Source organism: Gammaproteobacteria bacterium (genome assembly GCA_016195665.1).
Lineage (GTDB): Bacteria > Pseudomonadota > Gammaproteobacteria > SURF-13 > SURF-13 > JACPZD01.
In genome coordinates this window covers 64,880-81,036 of sequence record JACPZD010000036.1, presented here as the reverse complement: position 1 = coordinate 81,036, position 16,157 = coordinate 64,880, and the positions used below count along the sequence as shown (strand labels likewise).

At 57.2% G+C, this 16,157-nt stretch carries 21 protein-coding genes; 15 read left to right on the top strand and 6 right to left on the bottom strand.

The genetic code is table 11. The features are described from left to right. Positions 1-25: 25 nt before the first annotated feature. The 8 genes from HY028_10115 (at position 26) to HY028_10080 (ending at position 6,711) form a co-directional block, all read left to right on the top strand. Positions 26-1,390 (top strand): NAD-dependent succinate-semialdehyde dehydrogenase, encoded by a 1,365-nt coding sequence (locus tag HY028_10115; protein MBI3345189.1) that lies wholly within the window; start codon positions 26-28, stop codon positions 1,388-1,390. A 13-nt stretch (positions 1,391-1,403) separates the two neighbouring features. After that, entirely contained in the window at positions 1,404-2,195 is a 792-nt protein-coding gene (locus HY028_10110; protein MBI3345188.1) for a sulfite exporter TauE/SafE family protein, read from the top strand. A 281-nt stretch (positions 2,196-2,476) separates the two neighbouring features. Next, positions 2,477-2,806: a DUF4258 domain-containing protein gene (locus HY028_10105; protein ID MBI3345187.1), complete on the top strand. Its 330-nt coding sequence runs from the start codon at positions 2,477-2,479 to the stop codon at positions 2,804-2,806. Then, the gene (locus HY028_10100) at positions 2,803-3,021 is read left to right on the top strand and encodes a hypothetical protein (GenBank protein ID MBI3345186.1); all 219 of its coding nucleotides are present in this window, start codon (positions 2,803-2,805) and stop codon (positions 3,019-3,021) included. The genes HY028_10105 and HY028_10100 overlap by 4 nt, the downstream gene beginning before the upstream one ends. 175 nt (positions 3,022-3,196) lie before the next feature. After that, the gene (locus HY028_10095; protein ID MBI3345185.1) at positions 3,197-3,763 is read left to right on the top strand and encodes a hypothetical protein; all 567 of its coding nucleotides are present in this window, start codon (positions 3,197-3,199) and stop codon (positions 3,761-3,763) included. Between the two features lie 322 nt (positions 3,764-4,085). Further along, positions 4,086-4,634, top strand: coding sequence for a pyridoxamine 5'-phosphate oxidase family protein (locus HY028_10090; protein ID MBI3345184.1), 549 nt, complete (start codon positions 4,086-4,088; stop codon positions 4,632-4,634). Positions 4,635-4,693: 59 nt separating this feature from the next. Then, positions 4,694-5,350, top strand: coding sequence for a glutathione S-transferase family protein (locus HY028_10085; GenBank protein ID MBI3345183.1), 657 nt, complete (start codon positions 4,694-4,696; stop codon positions 5,348-5,350). A 101-nt stretch (positions 5,351-5,451) separates the two neighbouring features. Further along, entirely contained in the window at positions 5,452-6,711 is a 1,260-nt protein-coding gene (locus HY028_10080; GenBank protein MBI3345182.1) for an MFS transporter, read from the top strand. 16 nt (positions 6,712-6,727) lie between these two features. On the opposite strand, the gene HY028_10075 is transcribed toward HY028_10080, so the two are convergent. Next, entirely contained in the window at positions 6,728-7,096 is a 369-nt protein-coding gene (locus HY028_10075; GenBank protein ID MBI3345181.1) for a helix-turn-helix transcriptional regulator, read from the bottom strand. A 161-nt stretch (positions 7,097-7,257) separates the two neighbouring features. Between HY028_10075 and HY028_10070 the strand changes: the two genes are divergently transcribed. Continuing rightward, positions 7,258-7,626, top strand: a complete 369-nt coding sequence (locus tag HY028_10070) for a rhodanese-like domain-containing protein (GenBank protein MBI3345180.1) — start codon at positions 7,258-7,260, stop codon at positions 7,624-7,626. A gap of 2 nt (positions 7,627-7,628) precedes the next feature. Here the strand turns inward: HY028_10070 and HY028_10065 are convergent, their stop codons facing one another. After that, positions 7,629-8,234: an ABATE domain-containing protein gene (locus HY028_10065; GenBank protein ID MBI3345179.1), complete on the bottom strand. Its 606-nt coding sequence runs from the start codon at positions 8,232-8,234 to the stop codon at positions 7,629-7,631. A 147-nt stretch (positions 8,235-8,381) separates the two neighbouring features. Here HY028_10065 and HY028_10060 point away from each other — a divergent pair, with 147 nt between their 5' ends. Together HY028_10060 and HY028_10055 are read left to right on the top strand one after the other, a co-directional pair. Then, positions 8,382-8,837, top strand: a complete 456-nt coding sequence (locus tag HY028_10060) for a VOC family protein (protein ID MBI3345178.1) — start codon at positions 8,382-8,384, stop codon at positions 8,835-8,837. 7 nt (positions 8,838-8,844) lie between these two features. Beyond that, positions 8,845-9,735 (top strand): pyridoxamine 5'-phosphate oxidase family protein, encoded by an 891-nt coding sequence (locus HY028_10055; GenBank protein ID MBI3345177.1) that lies wholly within the window; start codon positions 8,845-8,847, stop codon positions 9,733-9,735. Between the two features lie 14 nt (positions 9,736-9,749). On the opposite strand, the gene moaA is transcribed toward HY028_10055, so the two are convergent. Continuing rightward, positions 9,750-10,754, bottom strand: a complete 1,005-nt coding sequence (gene moaA, locus HY028_10050) for a GTP 3',8-cyclase MoaA (protein MBI3345176.1) — start codon at positions 10,752-10,754, stop codon at positions 9,750-9,752. Positions 10,755-10,768: 14 nt separating this feature from the next. Then, positions 10,769-11,560: a 16S rRNA (cytidine(1402)-2'-O)-methyltransferase gene (rsmI, locus tag HY028_10045; GenBank protein ID MBI3345175.1), complete on the bottom strand. Its 792-nt coding sequence runs from the start codon at positions 11,558-11,560 to the stop codon at positions 10,769-10,771. A 114-nt stretch (positions 11,561-11,674) separates the two neighbouring features. Between rsmI and HY028_10040 the strand changes: the two genes are divergently transcribed. The 4 genes from HY028_10040 (at position 11,675) to HY028_10025 (ending at position 15,318) form a co-directional block, all read left to right on the top strand. Continuing rightward, a complete protein-coding gene (locus HY028_10040) occupies positions 11,675-13,621 on the top strand; it encodes a penicillin-binding protein activator (protein ID MBI3345174.1) in 1,947 nt (648 codons plus the stop codon). Then, positions 13,570-13,989, top strand: coding sequence for a YraN family protein (locus HY028_10035; GenBank protein ID MBI3345173.1), 420 nt, complete (start codon positions 13,570-13,572; stop codon positions 13,987-13,989). Before HY028_10040 ends, HY028_10035 begins: the two co-directional genes overlap by 52 nt. 143 nt (positions 13,990-14,132) lie before the next feature. Further along, entirely contained in the window at positions 14,133-14,726 is a 594-nt protein-coding gene (locus HY028_10030) for a phosphoheptose isomerase (protein MBI3345172.1), read from the top strand. 4 nt (positions 14,727-14,730) lie between these two features. Next, complete coding sequence (locus HY028_10025) at positions 14,731-15,318, top strand: BON domain-containing protein (protein MBI3345171.1); 588 nt, start codon at positions 14,731-14,733, stop codon at positions 15,316-15,318. 99 nt (positions 15,319-15,417) lie between these two features. Here HY028_10025 and HY028_10020 read toward each other — a convergent pair whose 3' ends face one another. After that, a complete protein-coding gene (locus tag HY028_10020) occupies positions 15,418-15,819 on the bottom strand; it encodes a type II toxin-antitoxin system VapC family toxin (GenBank protein MBI3345170.1) in 402 nt (133 codons plus the stop codon). After that, positions 15,819-16,067, bottom strand: a complete 249-nt coding sequence (locus HY028_10015) for an AbrB/MazE/SpoVT family DNA-binding domain-containing protein (protein MBI3345169.1) — start codon at positions 16,065-16,067, stop codon at positions 15,819-15,821. Before HY028_10015 ends, HY028_10020 begins: the two co-directional genes overlap by 1 nt. Positions 16,068-16,157: the final 90 nt, after the last annotated feature.

The following is a 16,157-nucleotide window of genomic DNA, read 5'->3' as shown; positions in this document are numbered from 1 at the left end:
AGAGTAGCTCAATAAGGGTCATTATATGACATTCATGAGCATCAATCCCGCCACCGGCGAGACCTTGCCATCGGTCGAGCCATGGGACGAGGCGCGGCTGGAGCAAGCGCTGGCCAAGGCGGCGCTGACCGCTACGCTGTGGGCTGGACATAGTCCGGCGGAGCGTGCCGGCCTGCTAGGCAGATTGGCGCCCCTGCTGCGTGCTGAACAAGACCTTCTCGCCCGGCTTATTACCCAGGAGATGGGAAAACTGCTGCGTGAGTCACGCGCCGAGATAGAGAAGTGCGTCTGGGGCTGTGAGCACTATGCCGAACATGGCGTGGCGTCCCTGGCCGATGAGCAGATAAAGACCGACGCCTCCCAAAGTTACGTGACTTTTCAACCCCTGGGCACGGTGTTGGCGATCATGCCGTGGAATTTCCCTTTTTGGCAGGTATTTCGCTGCGCGCTGCCCGCCTTGCTGGCGGGTAATACGGTGCTCCTCAAACATGCCTCCACGGTTCCACACTGTGCGCTGGCGATTGAAGCCTTGTTTATCAAGGCCGGACTTCCGGAAGGAGTGTTTCAGAGACTGATGATTACCAGCGACGAAGTGGAAAAGGTCATCGCCGATCCCCGGGTGCACGCGGTGAGCCTTACCGGCAGCGTCGCCGCCGGCCGTCAGGTCGCCGGTCTGGCGGGAATACACCTCAAAAAACTCGTTCTGGAATTGGGCGGCTCCGATCCCTTCATCGTGCTGGACGACGCCGATCTCGAATTCACCGTCCAGCAAGCAGTCACCGCGCGTTTCCAAAACGCCGGACAAAGCTGCATCGCCGCCAAGCGCTTCATCGTTACACCCGCTATCGCCGAGTCGTTCATCGAACGCTTCCGGCACGCCGTCGAAAAACTCACGCCCGGCGACCCCATGCTGGAAAGCACATCGCTGGCCCCGCTCGCCCGCATCAGTCAACGCGATGCGCTGCACCAGCAAGTCACCGACAGCATTGCTTACGGCGCAGCTCCGGTGACCGGTTGTGCACCCTTGCCGGGCCCGGGCGCCTATTATGCGCCCTCCATACTCGATCATGTGGGCCATCAAACGCGCGCCTATCATGAAGAACTGTTCGGCCCGGTAGCGTGCGTCATTCGCGCCGGCGATGAAGAAGACGCCGTGCGCATCGCCAATGACACACGGTTTGGGTTGGGAGGAAGCGTGTGGACCCGCGACGCCGCGCGTGGAGAACGTTTAGCGCGCAGATTGCAATGCGGGCTTGCGTTTGTGAATGGGGTTGTGAAAAGCGATCCACGTTTGCCGTTCGGCGGCGTCAAGGATTCCGGCTACGGGCGCGAGCTGTCACATTTTGGAGTACGCGAATTTGTGAACATCAAAACCGTGTGGATCAAATAACAGGCGCCCTAGCTTGGAACCTTTCCTGCTCTATCCCCTGGTCGGCGCATTCGTCGGCGTCATCGCGGGTCTGTTCGGAGTGGGCGGCGGGCTGATCGTAGTCCCCTTCCTGGTATTCATCTTTCGCGGTCAGGGCATGCCGCCGGAAATAATCATGCACCTCGCCATAGGCACCTCGCTCGCCACCATCATGGTCACCTCACTCTCATCGGTGCGCGCCCATCATCAACATGGCGCAGTGTTATGGCCCGTGTTCCGTAAACTGACGCCAGGCATCATCGCCGGAACCCTGCTCGGCGCCGCCATCGTGGACCAACTCCCCAACAATACCCTGCGCATCATCTTCGGCGTATTCGAACTCCTGGTCGCCGCGCAGATCGGCTTCGGCATCAAGACCGCCCCACATCGTCAACTGCCTGGCAGGGTAGGCATGAGTGCGACAGGCGGCGTGATCGGCGCGGTATCCGCCATCGTCGGCATCGGCGGCGGCACCCTCACCGTACCGTTTCTGGTGTGGTGTAATATCGGCATCCGCCAAGCCGTCGCCACCTCCGCCGCCTGCGGCCTGCCCATAGCAGTGGCCGGCACCATAGGATTCATCATCACCGGCTGGAACGCGGCGCACCTCCCCGCATGGAGCACGGGCTACATCTACTGGCCCGCCTTCGCCGGCATCGCATTCGCCAGCGTCCTATTCGCCCCCCTCGGCGCCAAACTCGCACACACCTTACCCGCCGACAAATTAAAGCGTTTTTTTGCCCTATTCCTGGCCGCGCTGGGTTTGCGAATGTTGTTACTGGGTTAAATATTGCGCATCATGATTTTGCGTGTCAGGTTGGCTACCGCCCGCTCGTGATTAAAGATAGGATTAGAGCATATCCATAAATAGTTCCCCTGCGTCCCTTGCGGTGAAAAAGCTTCACCGCGGAGGACGCGGAGGAGAAACAGATCCTTCTTGATTCCTCTGCGCCCTCTGCGGTAAATTATTTATGGATAAGTTCTTAGCCTATCTTTAATCATTCGGGGTGCGCCTCAATTCGCGTCCCGTTATGCGTCAATGATGCACAGTCCGTGAGGCCCGGTGAATTGAGCGAAACCCTTGAGGCTGTACAGAAGCTCGTTGCTGCAAAGCAAGTGCGGATATCCGAGCATGGTTACGAAGAGATTGCGGCAGATGGAATATACGTTCGGGACATACTGGCGAGTGTGGACAAAGCTACTATTGTCGAAGATTATCCGGCCTTCTCCAAGGGCCCAGCCGTGCTGGTGCTACAATGGGATAAAGATGCCAAGCCCATTCATGTTGTATGGGGAATTCCGAAGGGATTTACTTCCCCGGCTGTGGTTGTGACCGCTTATCGTCCTGATCCCGACCGATGGGACAGCACCTTTACCAAGAGAGGAGGCCAAATATGATCAAACGTCATATCGTCAAATATGTGCACGAAGGCAAATATGTTGCGGAGGTCGATGTTGAACTTCTCGAAGACGAGACAGAATGGTCACCGTATTTGTCGGTAACAGACGCGTACAAGCTTGACGATGTGCACGATGCACTAAGGCGCGGTGATATTGCCGCCGCTGCAAAGCTTGCGCGCGTATTTGCGCTTCAGCCGGTAGCCGTTTCGTAGAACGCTTCTTCGCGTTGTTCACGACTGAGCTGGGCTTGCGCATGTTGTTACTGGGCTAGGTGCAACGAGGTTACAATCAGACCTGCAACACCCAGTCGTGACTTTGGGTGTCAGGTTGACGTATAAATGACATCATTTAGGGTGTCTATTTCAAGGTGTGCATCGGGGACTGGCAATGGGACGAACTGCGGGCTTTAGATTAGTCTTAATCCTGATCGGTTTTGTGGTCGCGATGCCGGAGCTTGCGAAGGCGATCGACCCCAATACTCCCGGTGACCTGGCTGTCAGTGTATTTGTAGCGGAATCTCCCGACTTCATACGTGAGTGGGTGACCACCCCGTCGTCTCATGGTCCAACTATCCGCCGAATCCGCAAGGCACGCTTTAATCAACAGGTGCATGCGGGGTTCATCGTTACCGGGTACACGCGCCAGGAAGATCTCCGGGTGGACTTTGCAATCGATGTGAAAGTTACCGACCCGAAAGGCAAAGTCATTTTTAAAGAAAACAACTGGGCACGGCATAGCGGGAAGGTGCCAAGCGCGCGCAGCTTTATTCTTGCTGATCCAGTACTCGACCTGACGATCGAGCCAACTGATCCGGCAGGGCAGTACCAAATCGAAGCGACGGTTCATGATCGGACTGGGAAGAAGTCGGCGTCGGGTTTCTGGGAACTTGATGTCGGGCCCTATAAGGTCCAGCAAATCGCTGGAGCGGACGCGCCAGTCGGCTCTGGGCTGTAGCCTGCAAGACCCAGCATGCGTACTTCATTTAGCGATGGCGTTATCACAATCCGCCCCTTTGGCCCCGATGATGTGTCGAGCTTCTTTGCCGTTGTCCGAGCATCGGCCGAGGTTCTCGGGCGTTGGATGCCGTGGTGTCATGCCGACTATTCAATGGACGAAGCAAAGGCCTGGCTCGCAACTTGTCAAAAGGTGGGGGCTAAATTTGAGTGCATCGCTCGTAACCGTCTGGTCGGATGGGGTAAATCCCATGACGCCGCGGTTTTCGCTTATTCCAGCAGATGCGGCTGAGCTTGATCGTTGATATCTTCTGTGTAATCGTATGGGAAAAATTCACGAACAAATTAGTGATGAGTTAACGGACTGGATACAGCGGCAGCACGTTTTTTTCGTGGCCACCGCCCCTTTGGCGCCGGATGGGCATGTCAATTGTTCTCCAAAAGGCGGGGATTCATTTCGGGTTATTGACTCACATACCGTTGCCTACCAGGACCTCACGGGAAGCGGCGCCGAAACAATCGCCCACCTGCGTGAAAACGGCCGCATCGTCATTATGTTCTGCGCGTTTGAAGGCGCGCCGAAAATTGTCCGGTTACACGGCAGGGGAGAAGTCATAATCCCTGCTCACCCTGATTTTGAACCCTTGTCTGCTTTCTTTCCGGAAAACCTTGGTATGCGGGCGATCATACGAACGAAGGTCGCCCGTATTTCCGATTCATGCGGATTTGCGGTGCCGATTTTCGATTATCAAGGGCAGCGCGACCTTCTTGACAAATGGACTGAGGCCAAGGGTGATGCCAAGTTAAAAGAGTATCGCCAAGAAAAAAATGCAAGGAGCATTGACGGCTTATCAGCGATTGATAATAACTAACTTTATCAAATGGTGCGCACAGGTAGGGGAGTACGCTTAAAACAGAAACGAGGAAAAGCATGAGTGACTTTACGTTAATCATCGGAAACAAAAACTATTCTTCCTGGTCACTACGGCCTTGGCTGTTATTCAAGCAAGCCACCATTCCCTTCAAAGAAAATCGTTTGGCCATTGGCAGTGATGACCTATCGAAATATTCGCCATCCGGCCTGGTGCCCGCCTTAAAACACGGCCCGTTGACGATATGGGACTCGCTCGCTATTGCGGAGCATCTCGCCGAACAGTTCCCCGAAAAAGAATTATGGCCGCGCGATGTTGAGGCGCGTGCGATAGCGCGTTCGGTAAGCGCGGAAATGCACTCCGGATTTACCAATATGCGCACGCACATGAACATGAACTGCCGCGGCCATTTCCCCGGCAAAGGCATGACGCCCGAAGTGGAAAAGGACATCCGGCGCATTCAGCAGATTTGGCAGGATTGCCGCACCCGATTCGGGAAAGGCGGTGAATTTCTATTTGGCAAATTCAGCATTGCCGACGCCATGTACGCGCCGGTTACCTTTCGCTTCGTTACCTATGCCGTGCCGTTGTCCCCCATAGCGCAGGCGTATGTAACTACCCTTCAAGGCCTTCCTGCGATGCAGGAATGGCTCGCCGCTGCCAAGGCGGAGACTGAAGTCAAGGAGCAGTATGAGCAGTATCGAAGTCAAGCGTAAAGCCCCCCTTCTATAATCATCAAAAAATAATTTGACAGGTTATGTTGGGGGGGTTATAGCCTGTGTAGTAGGAAAGTTCCTAGCACGGTAAATAAGAAAACATGCACAATCAACACGACACCACGCCTGCCCTTGCCACACCCCTCGCTAAAGTGATCGCGCGCAACACCCTGTTGCTGGCGGCCTCCATGGCCGCGTTATACGCCATGGGTCAACTGGTGCTGGCGATCGCGGCGGCGACCTTCGCCACACTCACCGGCGCGCCGTTACTCGCCGGTATGGGCCCCGCGCTGTTCATGCTGTCCGGCTCCATCGCCGCGCTGCTGGGCGGGCGCGCTATGGATCGCTTTGGGCGGGTGCCGGTGTTGGCAGCGGGCTTCGGCATCGGCGTATGCGGCGCGCTCATCACCGCTCTCGGCATACGTCAACTCGCGCTGTCGCTGGTTGTAACGGGATTTATTTTGCTCGGCATTGGATTTGGTATAGGTTTACTGTCGCGTGTCGCGGCGGCGGATATGTATACGCCGGAACGCCGCGCCTGGGGCATTGCGCTGGTGCTGTTTGGCGCCGTCTTCGGCGCGCTGCTGGGGCCTTTGGTGTTCATGCCCATGTTGCAGGGAAGTGCAACGCAGTTGCCCGCTGCCCCGTGGTATGGAGCGGCGGATTTCATGCTGGCGGGGCTGCTGTTGGTGTTGTGCGTGCGCCCCGATCCGCGCCGTATCGCTGAGATGATGGCGGCGCAGACTGCTTCCGGCACACCCGCTCCCGCCGCCCCGTTGAAAGAAATTCTGCGCCGCCCCGGCGTGCCGACGGCGATCATCGTCGCCGTCACGAGTTACGCGGTGATGGTCGGCATGATGGCGATGATCGGTTATCTGATGACGGGTCATGGGCACACGCAACAGTCCGTCTTTCCGGTGCTGAGCGCCCACTTCATGGGTATGTTCGCGCTGGTGCTGCTGGTGGGAAAACTCATCGGACGCATCGGGCGTCCGCGTGCGATGCAGATGGGCCTGGGGGTGCTCGCCGTCTCGGTGCTGGCGCTGATGGCTGTACATAGCGTCGCGCTCAACGCGCTAGCGCTATTCGGCATCGGCCTCGGCTGGAACATCGCCTTCGTTGCCGCCACGGCTGAACTTACCGCACTCACCAGCGCAACAGAACGCGGCAGCGTCATCGGGTTCAGCGATCTGCTGGCGGGCGCGAGCGGAGCAGCGATTACCTTGCTTGCTGGTGTGGCGGCCAACACTATTGGACTCATGGGCTTGAGCATTGCAGGCGCTGCTCTTGTCTTGCTGCCGGTGGTGCTCAATCGCAGGAATAAAGAGAATGTCCTCAGCAATCAGATTCGAGCACCCTAAATAGGGGGCAAGGCTACTATGCAGACTTTTTGGCTTTGTTTCCGGTAGTTGTCCGCATTTGATTTGCCGGCGCACAGCTCGGCGTGACCTTCCCATCTTCAGTATTCCAGCGCCGGGCGATTTCGTCGAGCGTATCTATAATCCCTTCCAATTCCTTCCCGCGCTGGTTGAGACCATAGGTCACTTGTGGCGGGATAGTCGCTTCGTAGTGCCGGTAGATGACCCCCGCTTCTTCCAGGGTGCGCAGTCTCTCGGTCAACACCTTGGCCGATATGCCGCCCACCTGGCGTTTCAACTCACCAAACCGCGTCGGGCCATTATTGCGCAACATATAGAGAATGTAGGAAGTCCAAGGCCCCATCAAGAGACGTAACAGGGCATCCATCGGACAGCCGATTGGGCTTTCAGGTAGGGTCATGGCGCTCTCTAGTAAGTAATGTAGTAACTATATAGTACCTACTTTACAATAGCAACTAGTTACTATAAGTTACCATGTGTAGCACTAACCCCCTGATTCGATAACTCACTTTAGCAAGGAGAATAGATATGAGCGCCCCCGTCACCAAGATCAGCCGTCAAGAGATACAGGCCAAGCTTCAAGGCAAAGAAAAAGTTGCGATTGCCGAGGCCTTGCCGCAAAAGTACTACGACCAGGCTCACTTACCCGGGGCGGTTAACCTACCGCACGACCAGGTAGATCAACTCGCGCCGCGTTTATTTCCGGACAAGCTCCAGGAAATTATCGTCTATTGCGCCAACACGCCGTGTCAGAATTCTGCTATTGCCGCACACAGACTTGCCGCGCTGGGCTACTCCCACGTGCGGGAATATGTGGAGGGGAAGCAGGATTGGGTTGAGGCGGGCTTGCCTACTGAGGCTACTGAGCCAGCCACAGGCGGTGAACGCCTAGTTTAGGGTTATGCCGAGTGAAGGCGCCGGTAATGCGCCGCCGCCTTCATGCGGTTGCCGCAGCCTGCCATGCTGCACCAGCGTCGTGCGTGGTTTTTGGTGGTGTCGTAGAAGTAGAGTATACAGCGCGGGTTGTTGCATTTTTTAACCAGAGTCAAATCACCGTGGCACAGTAAATCAGCCGCTGCCTCGGCTATGGGCACGATTAGCCGCATGGCCTCTTCTCGGGTGGCGTGCGGGTGCTTTTCAAATTTACCGCGTGCGCGCGACACTTGATGGTAAATAATACCGTGACGCAGTACCTCGTTGATGGCATCAAGGCTGTGTTGAGGAACGGATTTTCCCTGCGCGAGGTGTTCCGCCATCGAGCGCAGGGCGCCACGCAGCGCGTGCGCCTGCTCATAGACGCGCTTGCCTTCAGCGTTGCCCCCCCATTTCTTTAACGCCGCTTTGGCCTGTGCGGCGTCCAGTACACGCGCCTGTACAAACCAGCCCACTAGCCCGGCATAGTCTTCGAGTTCATCCACGATTTGACCATCGCGCATGCGCTGCGTGTTGATGAAGTCCAGCGCCAGATTTTCTCCAATAAAAAGAAAGTCTTGTTTAGGCGTCATGGTGCCACAATTCAGGTGTCTTGGTCTGCATAGTACTAACTATCAAAATATTTATTGACAGGTTATATAGGTTATGCTCAACTATCTAAACCTAGATTAGGTAGTTATATTGATCCTTGGCCTATTAAATTCAAGAGGAGAACCATTATGCACGCTCATCATACCTTAGAAACCGGCCATGTAGGTCTCAACGTCAGCGACATTCAGCGCTCCAAGAAATTTTATCAGGAGGTTTTCGGCTTTCAACTCCTGAAGGAATCACTGCAAGCCGGGCGCGAATGGGTGTTTCTAAGCAACGGCGACAAATTGCCCATCACACTCTGGCAGCAAAGCAAAGGCCGCTTTGAAAAACAGCAGCCGGGCCTACATCACTTGTCATTTCAAGTGCCGGACATGGATACGGTGAAGGCATTTGAAAAGAAGCTGAAGGCGCTCAAGGTGCCGTTCCACTACGACGGCGTGGTGCCGCACAGCGAGGGTGCGCAATCAGGTGGTATATTTTTTGAAGACCCCGACGGTATTCGCCTGGAGATTTATGCGACTAGCGGTGCAGGCGGCTGCCAGGCGCCGACGCCGGGCGCTCCGTCTTGCGGTTTTTTCTAAAGCTCCAATGTACCACCCAGGCGAACTGGAGGTACAGGCCCGCGCGGGTGTGCAACATGAAGCCGGCCGCGTCGGAAAAATTATAAGCGCGGCAATGCCGCTGGCGGCGCAGGAATTTCTGCGCCGCCAGCCTTTTGTGGTGTTCAGCAGCGTGGATAAAGCTGGCCAGGTGTGGGTGTCTGTGCTAACCGGCAAGCCGGGTTTTATGCGCGCTACAGATGAGCAAACCGTGGCGATAGACGGCACGCCACTCAGCCACGATCCCCTGCGCGAGAATCTGCAAGCTAATCCGGGCGTGGGTATGTTGGTGATGGAGTTCGCCACACGCAAGCGGATGCGTGTGAACGGCAAGGGCGAGCTGCGTGATAATAATGTCGTTGTTTATGCCGAGCAGGTGTATTCCAATTGTCCGAAATATATCCAGGCGCGCGAGTGGGAGTTGCCGGACATCACTCCACACGCGAGTAGTGCCTCGCGGAGCAGTGCGCTCACCATGCCGCAGCAAGCCTGGGTCAAGCAGGCCGACACATTTTTCATCGGCAGTTTCCATCCCCAGGGCGGAGCGGATGTTTCCCACCGTGGCGGCAATCCGGGTTTTGTAACAGTGCTTGATGAGAAGACCCTGCTCTGGCCGGACTATATCGGCAATAACATGTTCAACACGTTGGGCAACATTACGGCCTATCCCCAGGCAGGTCTGTTGTTTGTGGATTTTGACAAGGGTGCAACGCTACAGCTTACAGGTACAGCCAAGGTAATTTGGGACATGAGTCATGCCGTGGAGTTTCCCGGCGCGCAGCGCTTGGTTGAGTTTCGGTGCAAGGAAGTTATCGAGACGCAAAACGCGATCCCGCTAAGCTGGACGTTTCATGATTACTCGTCGTTTAACCCGGTTTGAGCGGGGTAGACGAACTAGCCCCCGGTCATGGACATAAAGCGGATTACCTGCGCGGGTTTTTCACGGAATTCGTGGCGTTCGGGTTTGAGCGAGATGGCTTGATACAGCGCTTCTTTTAGATCGTTGTCGCTGATGCCGACGCGCAGCAGCGGGCGCAGTTCAAATTTGTGGTCTTGCCCTAGGCACATATACAGCGTGCCATCCACGCCCAGGCGCACGCGGTTGCAGGTTTCGCAAAAGTGCTGCGAGATAGGCGTGATGAAGCCGATCCGCAAATTTGTTCCGGCGACTTGCACGTAGCGCGCCGGGCCGCCGCCGGGCATGACGCTGGGGATGAGTTCATATTTTTCGGCCAGCCGTTTTTTAACTTCTTGCAGGTCAAGATAATGATCCGTCGCCGCGCGACCGGTGCTGCCCATCGGCATGGTCTCGATCAGGCGCAGCGTGAAATCATGCACGATGCAGAACTCGACCATGTCCTCGATCTCGTCGTCATTGATGCCCTTCATCGCTACCATATTGATCTTTACGGGGTGCAGGCCCGCCGCTTTGGCGGCCATCAGGCCGTCCAGTACCTGCTCCAGTTTGCCGCCGCCGGTAATCTCCTGGAAACGCTGACTGTTTAGGCTGTCCAGGCTGACATTGATGCGTGTCACTCCCGCCTGGTGCAGCGCCATCGCCTGTTTCTGCAATGGTGTGGCATTGGTGCTGAGCGATAAATCCTCGATGCCGGGCAGCACAGACAAGCGCGCGGCGAGTTGCGGCAGATTCTTTCGCACCAGCGGTTCACCGCCGGTGATGCGCACGCGGCTCACACCCAAGGCGCCGAACGCCCCAATGACACGCTCGATCTCATCGAAACTAAGCCAGTTGTCCGGTTCTTCGAAGCCCTTAAAACCTTTGGGCAGGCAATAAAAACAGCGCAGGTCGCATTTGTCGGTGACCGACAGGCGGACGTATTCGATCTTGCGGCCAAAGGGATCTATGAGTTGCTGTTTCATATGTAAGTCCGACATCATTCCAGGCTGGTTGTTTAATCAGATTGAGAATCTTTTAGACGTAGGGCGTAGTCATACAGGGCATTCTTTTTCAATCCGGTAATTTGCGCGGCCAGCGCCGCAGCTTGTTTGACGGGCAGTTCCGTCATGAGAATCTGTACCACTCGCTGTGCTTCGGCCTCGCCCCGTGCCTCTAGTGTACTCCCGCGAACGAGAATCACAAACTCGCCTCTCTGCTGATTTTCATCGGCGCGCAGCCAATCCGCCAGTCTCGGCAAGGTATCCTCATGGAGGGTCTCGAAGAGCTTGGTGAGTTCGCGCGCGATGACCGCGCGGCGTTCGGCTCCGAATACCTGCGCCATGTCGTCAATGCAATCGAGAATCCGGTGCGGCGATTCGTAAAGGATCAGCGTGCGCGGTTCGTCGCGCAATTCCGACAGGCGCGTCCGGCGCGGGCCAGTGCGGGTAGGCAGAAAACCCTCGAACACAAAGCGGTCGGAGGGCAGGCCCGAGGCAGAGAGGGCGGCGATCAGGGCGCACGGGCCGGGGATAGGCGCCACCCGTATGCCCTTTGCGCGCGCCGTGTGCACGAGATGATAGCCGGGATCACTGATCAACGGCGTGCCGGCATCGGAGATGAGCGCCACGGAGTCGCCTTTGGCAAGCCGTCCCAGTATGGCCGGACTGACCTCGCGCTCGTTGTGTTCATGCAGGGCGATACAGGGTGTTCTGACACCGAAGTGGCGCAGCAAGGGGGCGCTATGGCGGGTGTCTTCGGTGGCGATCAGCGTCACGCCTGACAGCACCTCCACCGCGCGCGGGCTCATGTCGCCGAGGTTGCCGAGCGGCGTGGCAACGATGTAAAGCACTCCGCGATCAATTGACACTTAACCCTCCCAACCATGATACTTCCACTATTAAAGAGTAATAGCTCACACACTATGAACCGCCCGCACGCTGTATCCCCCTTAGCATTACTCGTGCTGCTTGCGTTGACCTTGAGCGCCTGCGGCACGCTGAGCATACCTTCGTTTAGCACAACAAAGCCGGCGCAACCGGCCCCGGTGCGTAGCGAAAATACGGGGCAACAGGCGCAAGAACTCGAAAATCAGGGCGATTTTCTGGGTGCGGCGCGTGCCTATCAGGCGCTGGCCGAACAGGCCGCAGAACCGCAGCTTCAAGACTACATCTTACACGCCGCCAGCGCTTATGTGCAGGCCGGCGACATCAAGCAGGCGCGTCTGCTGGTGGACAGCGTCGCTGTGGAAAGTTTGCCGGCCGAGCGGCTCACCCGCAGGCAGGTACTTGATGCGCAGGTGGCGTTGTCCGAAGGCGATCCGCAGCATGCCCTGAAGGCGCTCGACAAAGAGCCCCAAGCCGGTGCTCCTTCCTTGCAGGCCGAGGCTCACCTGCTGCGCGCGGAGAGCTATTCTCTGCTCGGCAACCACATTGAAACCGCGCGGGCACGGATAACCCTGGAGCCGCTGCTCACCGACCCTATCGCCATCCAGGACAATCAGCGCGGCATCGTGCAGGCCCTGGCGATGATGTCCGATGACGCCTTGCGCCAACTGGCAGCCGGGCCGCCGGAGGTGTTGAGCGGCTGGATGGAACTCGTGACCATCGCCCGCGCCACAGGCAAAGACCCGGTTCGGTATAAGACCCAGGTCGCGGATTGGCGGCATCGTTATCGCCAGCATCCCGCGTCGGAAGAGACGCTGCACTATCTTGCCACCATCACGGCGGCGCCTGCACCCAGTCTAACCCCCGTTGAGCCTGCTCCGGGAGTAACGCCAACGGTTCCGCTCACGACTACAATAGGGAGCCCAGCCCGGATCGCTCTGTTATTACCCCTCAGCGGCCCCCTCGCCGGGGCGGGGAGTGCCGTGCGCGAGGGCGTGCTCGCCGCTGCGCGCGCGCAGGCGGGCGGGAATCTCCCCGTCACGGTCTACGATGTCGGCGCGGCCAATGCCCAGGAAGGCGCCACAAAGGTGTTGGAGATGTATCAACAGGCGTTGCAGGAGGGCGCCGGCGCGGTGCTCGGCCCGCTCGACAAGGAGGGCGTCAAGAGTCTGTACAGTCTCGGTGCGCTGCCCGTGCCCACCCTCACCTTGAACTACGGCGATGAGAGCGACGCCGCGCCGATCAATCTCTATCAATTCGGCCTCGCGCCCGAAGACGAGGCCCGCCAGGCGGCCGAGCGAGCCTGGCTGGAGGGCCACAGCCAGGCCCTGGTGCTCACGCCCAGCGGCGACTGGGGCGACAGGATTTATAATGCCTTCAAGAACCGGCTTGAGCAGCGCGGCGGCATCGTCGTGGATCAGGAGAGTTATCCGCCGGACGCTGTGGATTTTTCCGCCACGGTGCGCAGGCTGCTCAAATACTCCGACGCGGGCGAAAAGCGCAATAAAAAAATTCGACCACAGCGTCGTCAGGACGCCGACTTCATCTTCCTCGCGGCGCAGCCGAGGCAGGCGCGTACGATCCGCCCCTTGTTACAATTTTTTTACGCCTCCGAATTGCCGGTGTACGCGACCTCACATGTCTACAGCGCCAACCCGTCGCCGGTCGCCGACCAGGATCTCGAAGGTCTTATGTTTGCGGACATACCCTGGGTGCTGATGGATAATACCCCTCAGCAGGTCTTGCGTGACGCGCTGGCCAGCCAGTCGCCCGCCGCCTTCGCACAATACAAACGGCTCTATGCGCTGGGCGTGGATGCGTATCATCTTTTGGCGCAGATCGACCGTCTGCGCGGCGCACCCGAGGAGCGCTTTGAAGGCGAAACCGGCAGCCTGACGCTGGACGCCGCCAACCGCATACACCGGCATCTGGTATGGGCGCGTTTTGTCAACGGCGCGCCGCAGTTGCTCGAGGGTGCGCGTTGAGCGAGACCACCGCCAAACAATTGCGCGGACAACAGGCCGAAGACCTCGCCTGCCGCTATCTTCAGGCGCAAGGCCTGCAATTGCTGGAACGCAATTACCGCTGCAAGCGCGGCGAGCTGGACCTCATCATGAAACACAAGGGCAGCATCGTGTTTGTCGAGGTGCGTTACCGCAACACCCTTCGCTTCGGAGGAGGCATTGAGAGCGTGGACAGGCACAAGCAGTCCAGACTGATCGCCTGCGCGCAACACTATCTGCAATACCGTAAGCTGGGCGCAACCATCCCCTGCCGCTTTGATGTAGTCGCCGTGCTAACCGCTGCGGGTGAGGATAAAGCGGAATGGGTAAAAGACGCCTTCCAGGTGTGAAAACAGGGGTGAGCGGCGGGTTAGGTGCCGCGAACGCCAGTACGAGGACGTACTGGCTGGGGCCCAGGTGATGCACTGAAGTCTCGCCAGGGATGGCGGAATGATTTTGGGCCTTTAGGGATTAGGGTAAGACAGAGGCACTGATGGATTTAGAAAAACGCATTACGCACATTTTTAACGAGAGCATCCAGGTCAAGCAACAGGCCGCGGACACGCTCGCCCCCGTGATCGCCAGGGCGGCCGGGCGCCTCATCGAATGTTTTCTCAACGAACACAAAGTGCTGAGCTGCGGTAACGGAGGATCGGCGGGCGACGCTCAGCATTTTTCCTCCGAGATGTTGAATCGCTTCGAGCTCGAGCGGCCCGGCCTCCCCGCCGTCGCGCTCACCACCGACACCTCGACGCTCACCTCCATCGCCAACGATTACCACTATGCCGAGGTGTTTTCCAAGCAGATCCGCGCGCTGGGCCAGCCGGGTGATATACTGCTCGCCATCAGCACCAGCGGCAACTCGGCCAATATTCTGAATGCCATAGACGCTGCCCACCAGCGCGGCATGCCGGTCATCGCCCTTACCGGACGCGAAGGCGGCGAGGCGGCGCCCATGCTATCCGGGCAGGATATCGAGATCCGCGTCCCGGCCTTCTCGACCGCACGTATCCAGGAAGTCCACTTGCTCATCATCCATTGCCTATGCGACCTTATTGATTATCAGTTGATTGGAAAGGAGACCTGAACCCATGAACTCTACATTTTCTTTACTAGCAGCAGTAGCGTTGTCAGCGGCCTTATTGCAGGGTTGCGCGGCGGTAGTGGTCGGCGGCGCCGCCACCGGCATAGCGGTCGCGCACGACCGACGTACAGCGGACACCATCGTGGATGACGAAACCATCGAAGTTAAAGCTATGGGCGCGCTCAATGCGGACAAAGAGATTCGCGACCAGACCCATCTCAATGTCACCAGCTACAACAATGTCGTACTGATGACCGGCGAGACGCCGACACAGCAACTGGGTCAGCGCGCCTACAAAATCGTGAGCGGGCTCGACAAGGTCAAAAAGGTGCATAACGAGACCGTCGTCGCGGCGCCCAGTTCGTTCGGTTCGCGCAGCAATGACGCCCTGCTGACCAGCAAGGTCAAGGCGCGCATGATCGCCACCAAGGGCTTTGATTCCACGCTGGTGAAGGTCGTGTCGGAGCGCGGAACTGTTTATCTGCTGGGCCTGGTGACCCAAGCTGAAGGTAAATTGGCGGGTGAGATTGCACGCCAGACCGAGGGCGTGCAGAAAGTAGTAAAATTGTTCGAGTACCAGGACACAGTGAAATAGTGGACTCTGCACAATAGCTGAGAGGGGTCGTAGTTGAGGAGAGCTGAGAGGGGTCATGTAGTTTAAGGGGAAGTCCAACAAGTTAAGTAAAGCACATCCTCAATCCGCCACCGCTATCCTTACGCGCGGTTTGGTTTTTAGTCTGGCTGCCTTTTTGCCGCAGTCTTTGTCAAAGGTAACAAACCGGGCGGCGAGGCTGCTTGATGCGAGGTGCAGTGCATCGGCTAAATCCATGCCCGCTTTATACCAGGCAAGCGCCTTGGCAATTTGCTCATTGCTTTCGCAAGCGACATTGGGCAGGCCAAGCAGTTTTATGAAAAAACCGTGAATTTCTCTCGCCGTGTTGGCATATTTGTAGCGTAATACCCATTCAGTTTCGAGTAGTACGGTTTTCGATATCCAAATCTCGCTATGGGCAAATAGGTGTCGAACGATCCCGGTTTGTTCGGGGTCATCGGTGACGGCGAGTCTTACGATAATATTGGTATCAACGGCCAGCATTAGCGTTTTCGCGCGCCTAGTGCAATGGCTTCATCCATCTCTTCGAGAGATAGAGGCTTGCCTTTGTGGTGGAGACATCCGAATACGTCTTCAAGCCGGGCCGGCTTGAAGGGGGTTATAGGTTTCAATAGAATTCCATTACCCTTCTCCTGGATGACAAACTCGGTGCCGGCATCCCATTTATGCGCGTCTCTCACGGGCTTGGGTATAATGACCTGCCCTTTGCTGGATAGTTTAGTGTTTTCCATGTGGTCTCTAAAAGGTAAGATTAGGTAAGATTTGATGATACGCCATTACCTGCCGAATGGGAAATATTTCCGGGTGTACGGTGCGTCGTC

Coding starts and splice junctions, on each gene's coding strand:
- HY028_10070 (MBI3345180.1), top strand. CDS start 7,258: ATGAGCGCCCCCGTCACCAAGATCAGCCGTCAAGAGATACAGGCCAAG.
- HY028_10035 (MBI3345173.1), top strand. CDS start 13,570: ATGGGCGCGTTTTGTCAACGGCGCGCCGCAGTTGCTCGAGGGTGCGCG.
- rsmI (MBI3345175.1), bottom strand. CDS start 11,560: ATGAGCCCGCGCGCGGTGGAGGTGCTGTCAGGCGTGACGCTGATCGCC.
- HY028_10100 (MBI3345186.1), top strand. CDS start 2,803: ATGATCAAACGTCATATCGTCAAATATGTGCACGAAGGCAAATATGTT.
- HY028_10025 (MBI3345171.1), top strand. CDS start 14,731: ATGAACTCTACATTTTCTTTACTAGCAGCAGTAGCGTTGTCAGCGGCC.
- HY028_10080 (MBI3345182.1), top strand. CDS start 5,452: ATGCACAATCAACACGACACCACGCCTGCCCTTGCCACACCCCTCGCT.
- HY028_10020 (MBI3345170.1), bottom strand. CDS start 15,819: ATGCTGGCCGTTGATACCAATATTATCGTAAGACTCGCCGTCACCGAT.
- HY028_10115 (MBI3345189.1), top strand. CDS start 26: ATGACATTCATGAGCATCAATCCCGCCACCGGCGAGACCTTGCCATCG.
- HY028_10085 (MBI3345183.1), top strand. CDS start 4,694: ATGAGTGACTTTACGTTAATCATCGGAAACAAAAACTATTCTTCCTGG.
- HY028_10095 (MBI3345185.1), top strand. CDS start 3,197: ATGGGACGAACTGCGGGCTTTAGATTAGTCTTAATCCTGATCGGTTTT.
- HY028_10090 (MBI3345184.1), top strand. CDS start 4,086: ATGGGAAAAATTCACGAACAAATTAGTGATGAGTTAACGGACTGGATA.
- HY028_10015 (MBI3345169.1), bottom strand. CDS start 16,067: ATGGAAAACACTAAACTATCCAGCAAAGGGCAGGTCATTATACCCAAG.
- HY028_10055 (MBI3345177.1), top strand. CDS start 8,845: ATGTACCACCCAGGCGAACTGGAGGTACAGGCCCGCGCGGGTGTGCAA.
- moaA (MBI3345176.1), bottom strand. CDS start 10,754: ATGATGTCGGACTTACATATGAAACAGCAACTCATAGATCCCTTTGGC.
- HY028_10065 (MBI3345179.1), bottom strand. CDS start 8,234: ATGACGCCTAAACAAGACTTTCTTTTTATTGGAGAAAATCTGGCGCTG.
- HY028_10040 (MBI3345174.1), top strand. CDS start 11,675: ATGAACCGCCCGCACGCTGTATCCCCCTTAGCATTACTCGTGCTGCTT.
- HY028_10075 (MBI3345181.1), bottom strand. CDS start 7,096: ATGGATGCCCTGTTACGTCTCTTGATGGGGCCTTGGACTTCCTACATT.
- HY028_10060 (MBI3345178.1), top strand. CDS start 8,382: ATGCACGCTCATCATACCTTAGAAACCGGCCATGTAGGTCTCAACGTC.
- HY028_10030 (MBI3345172.1), top strand. CDS start 14,133: ATGGATTTAGAAAAACGCATTACGCACATTTTTAACGAGAGCATCCAG.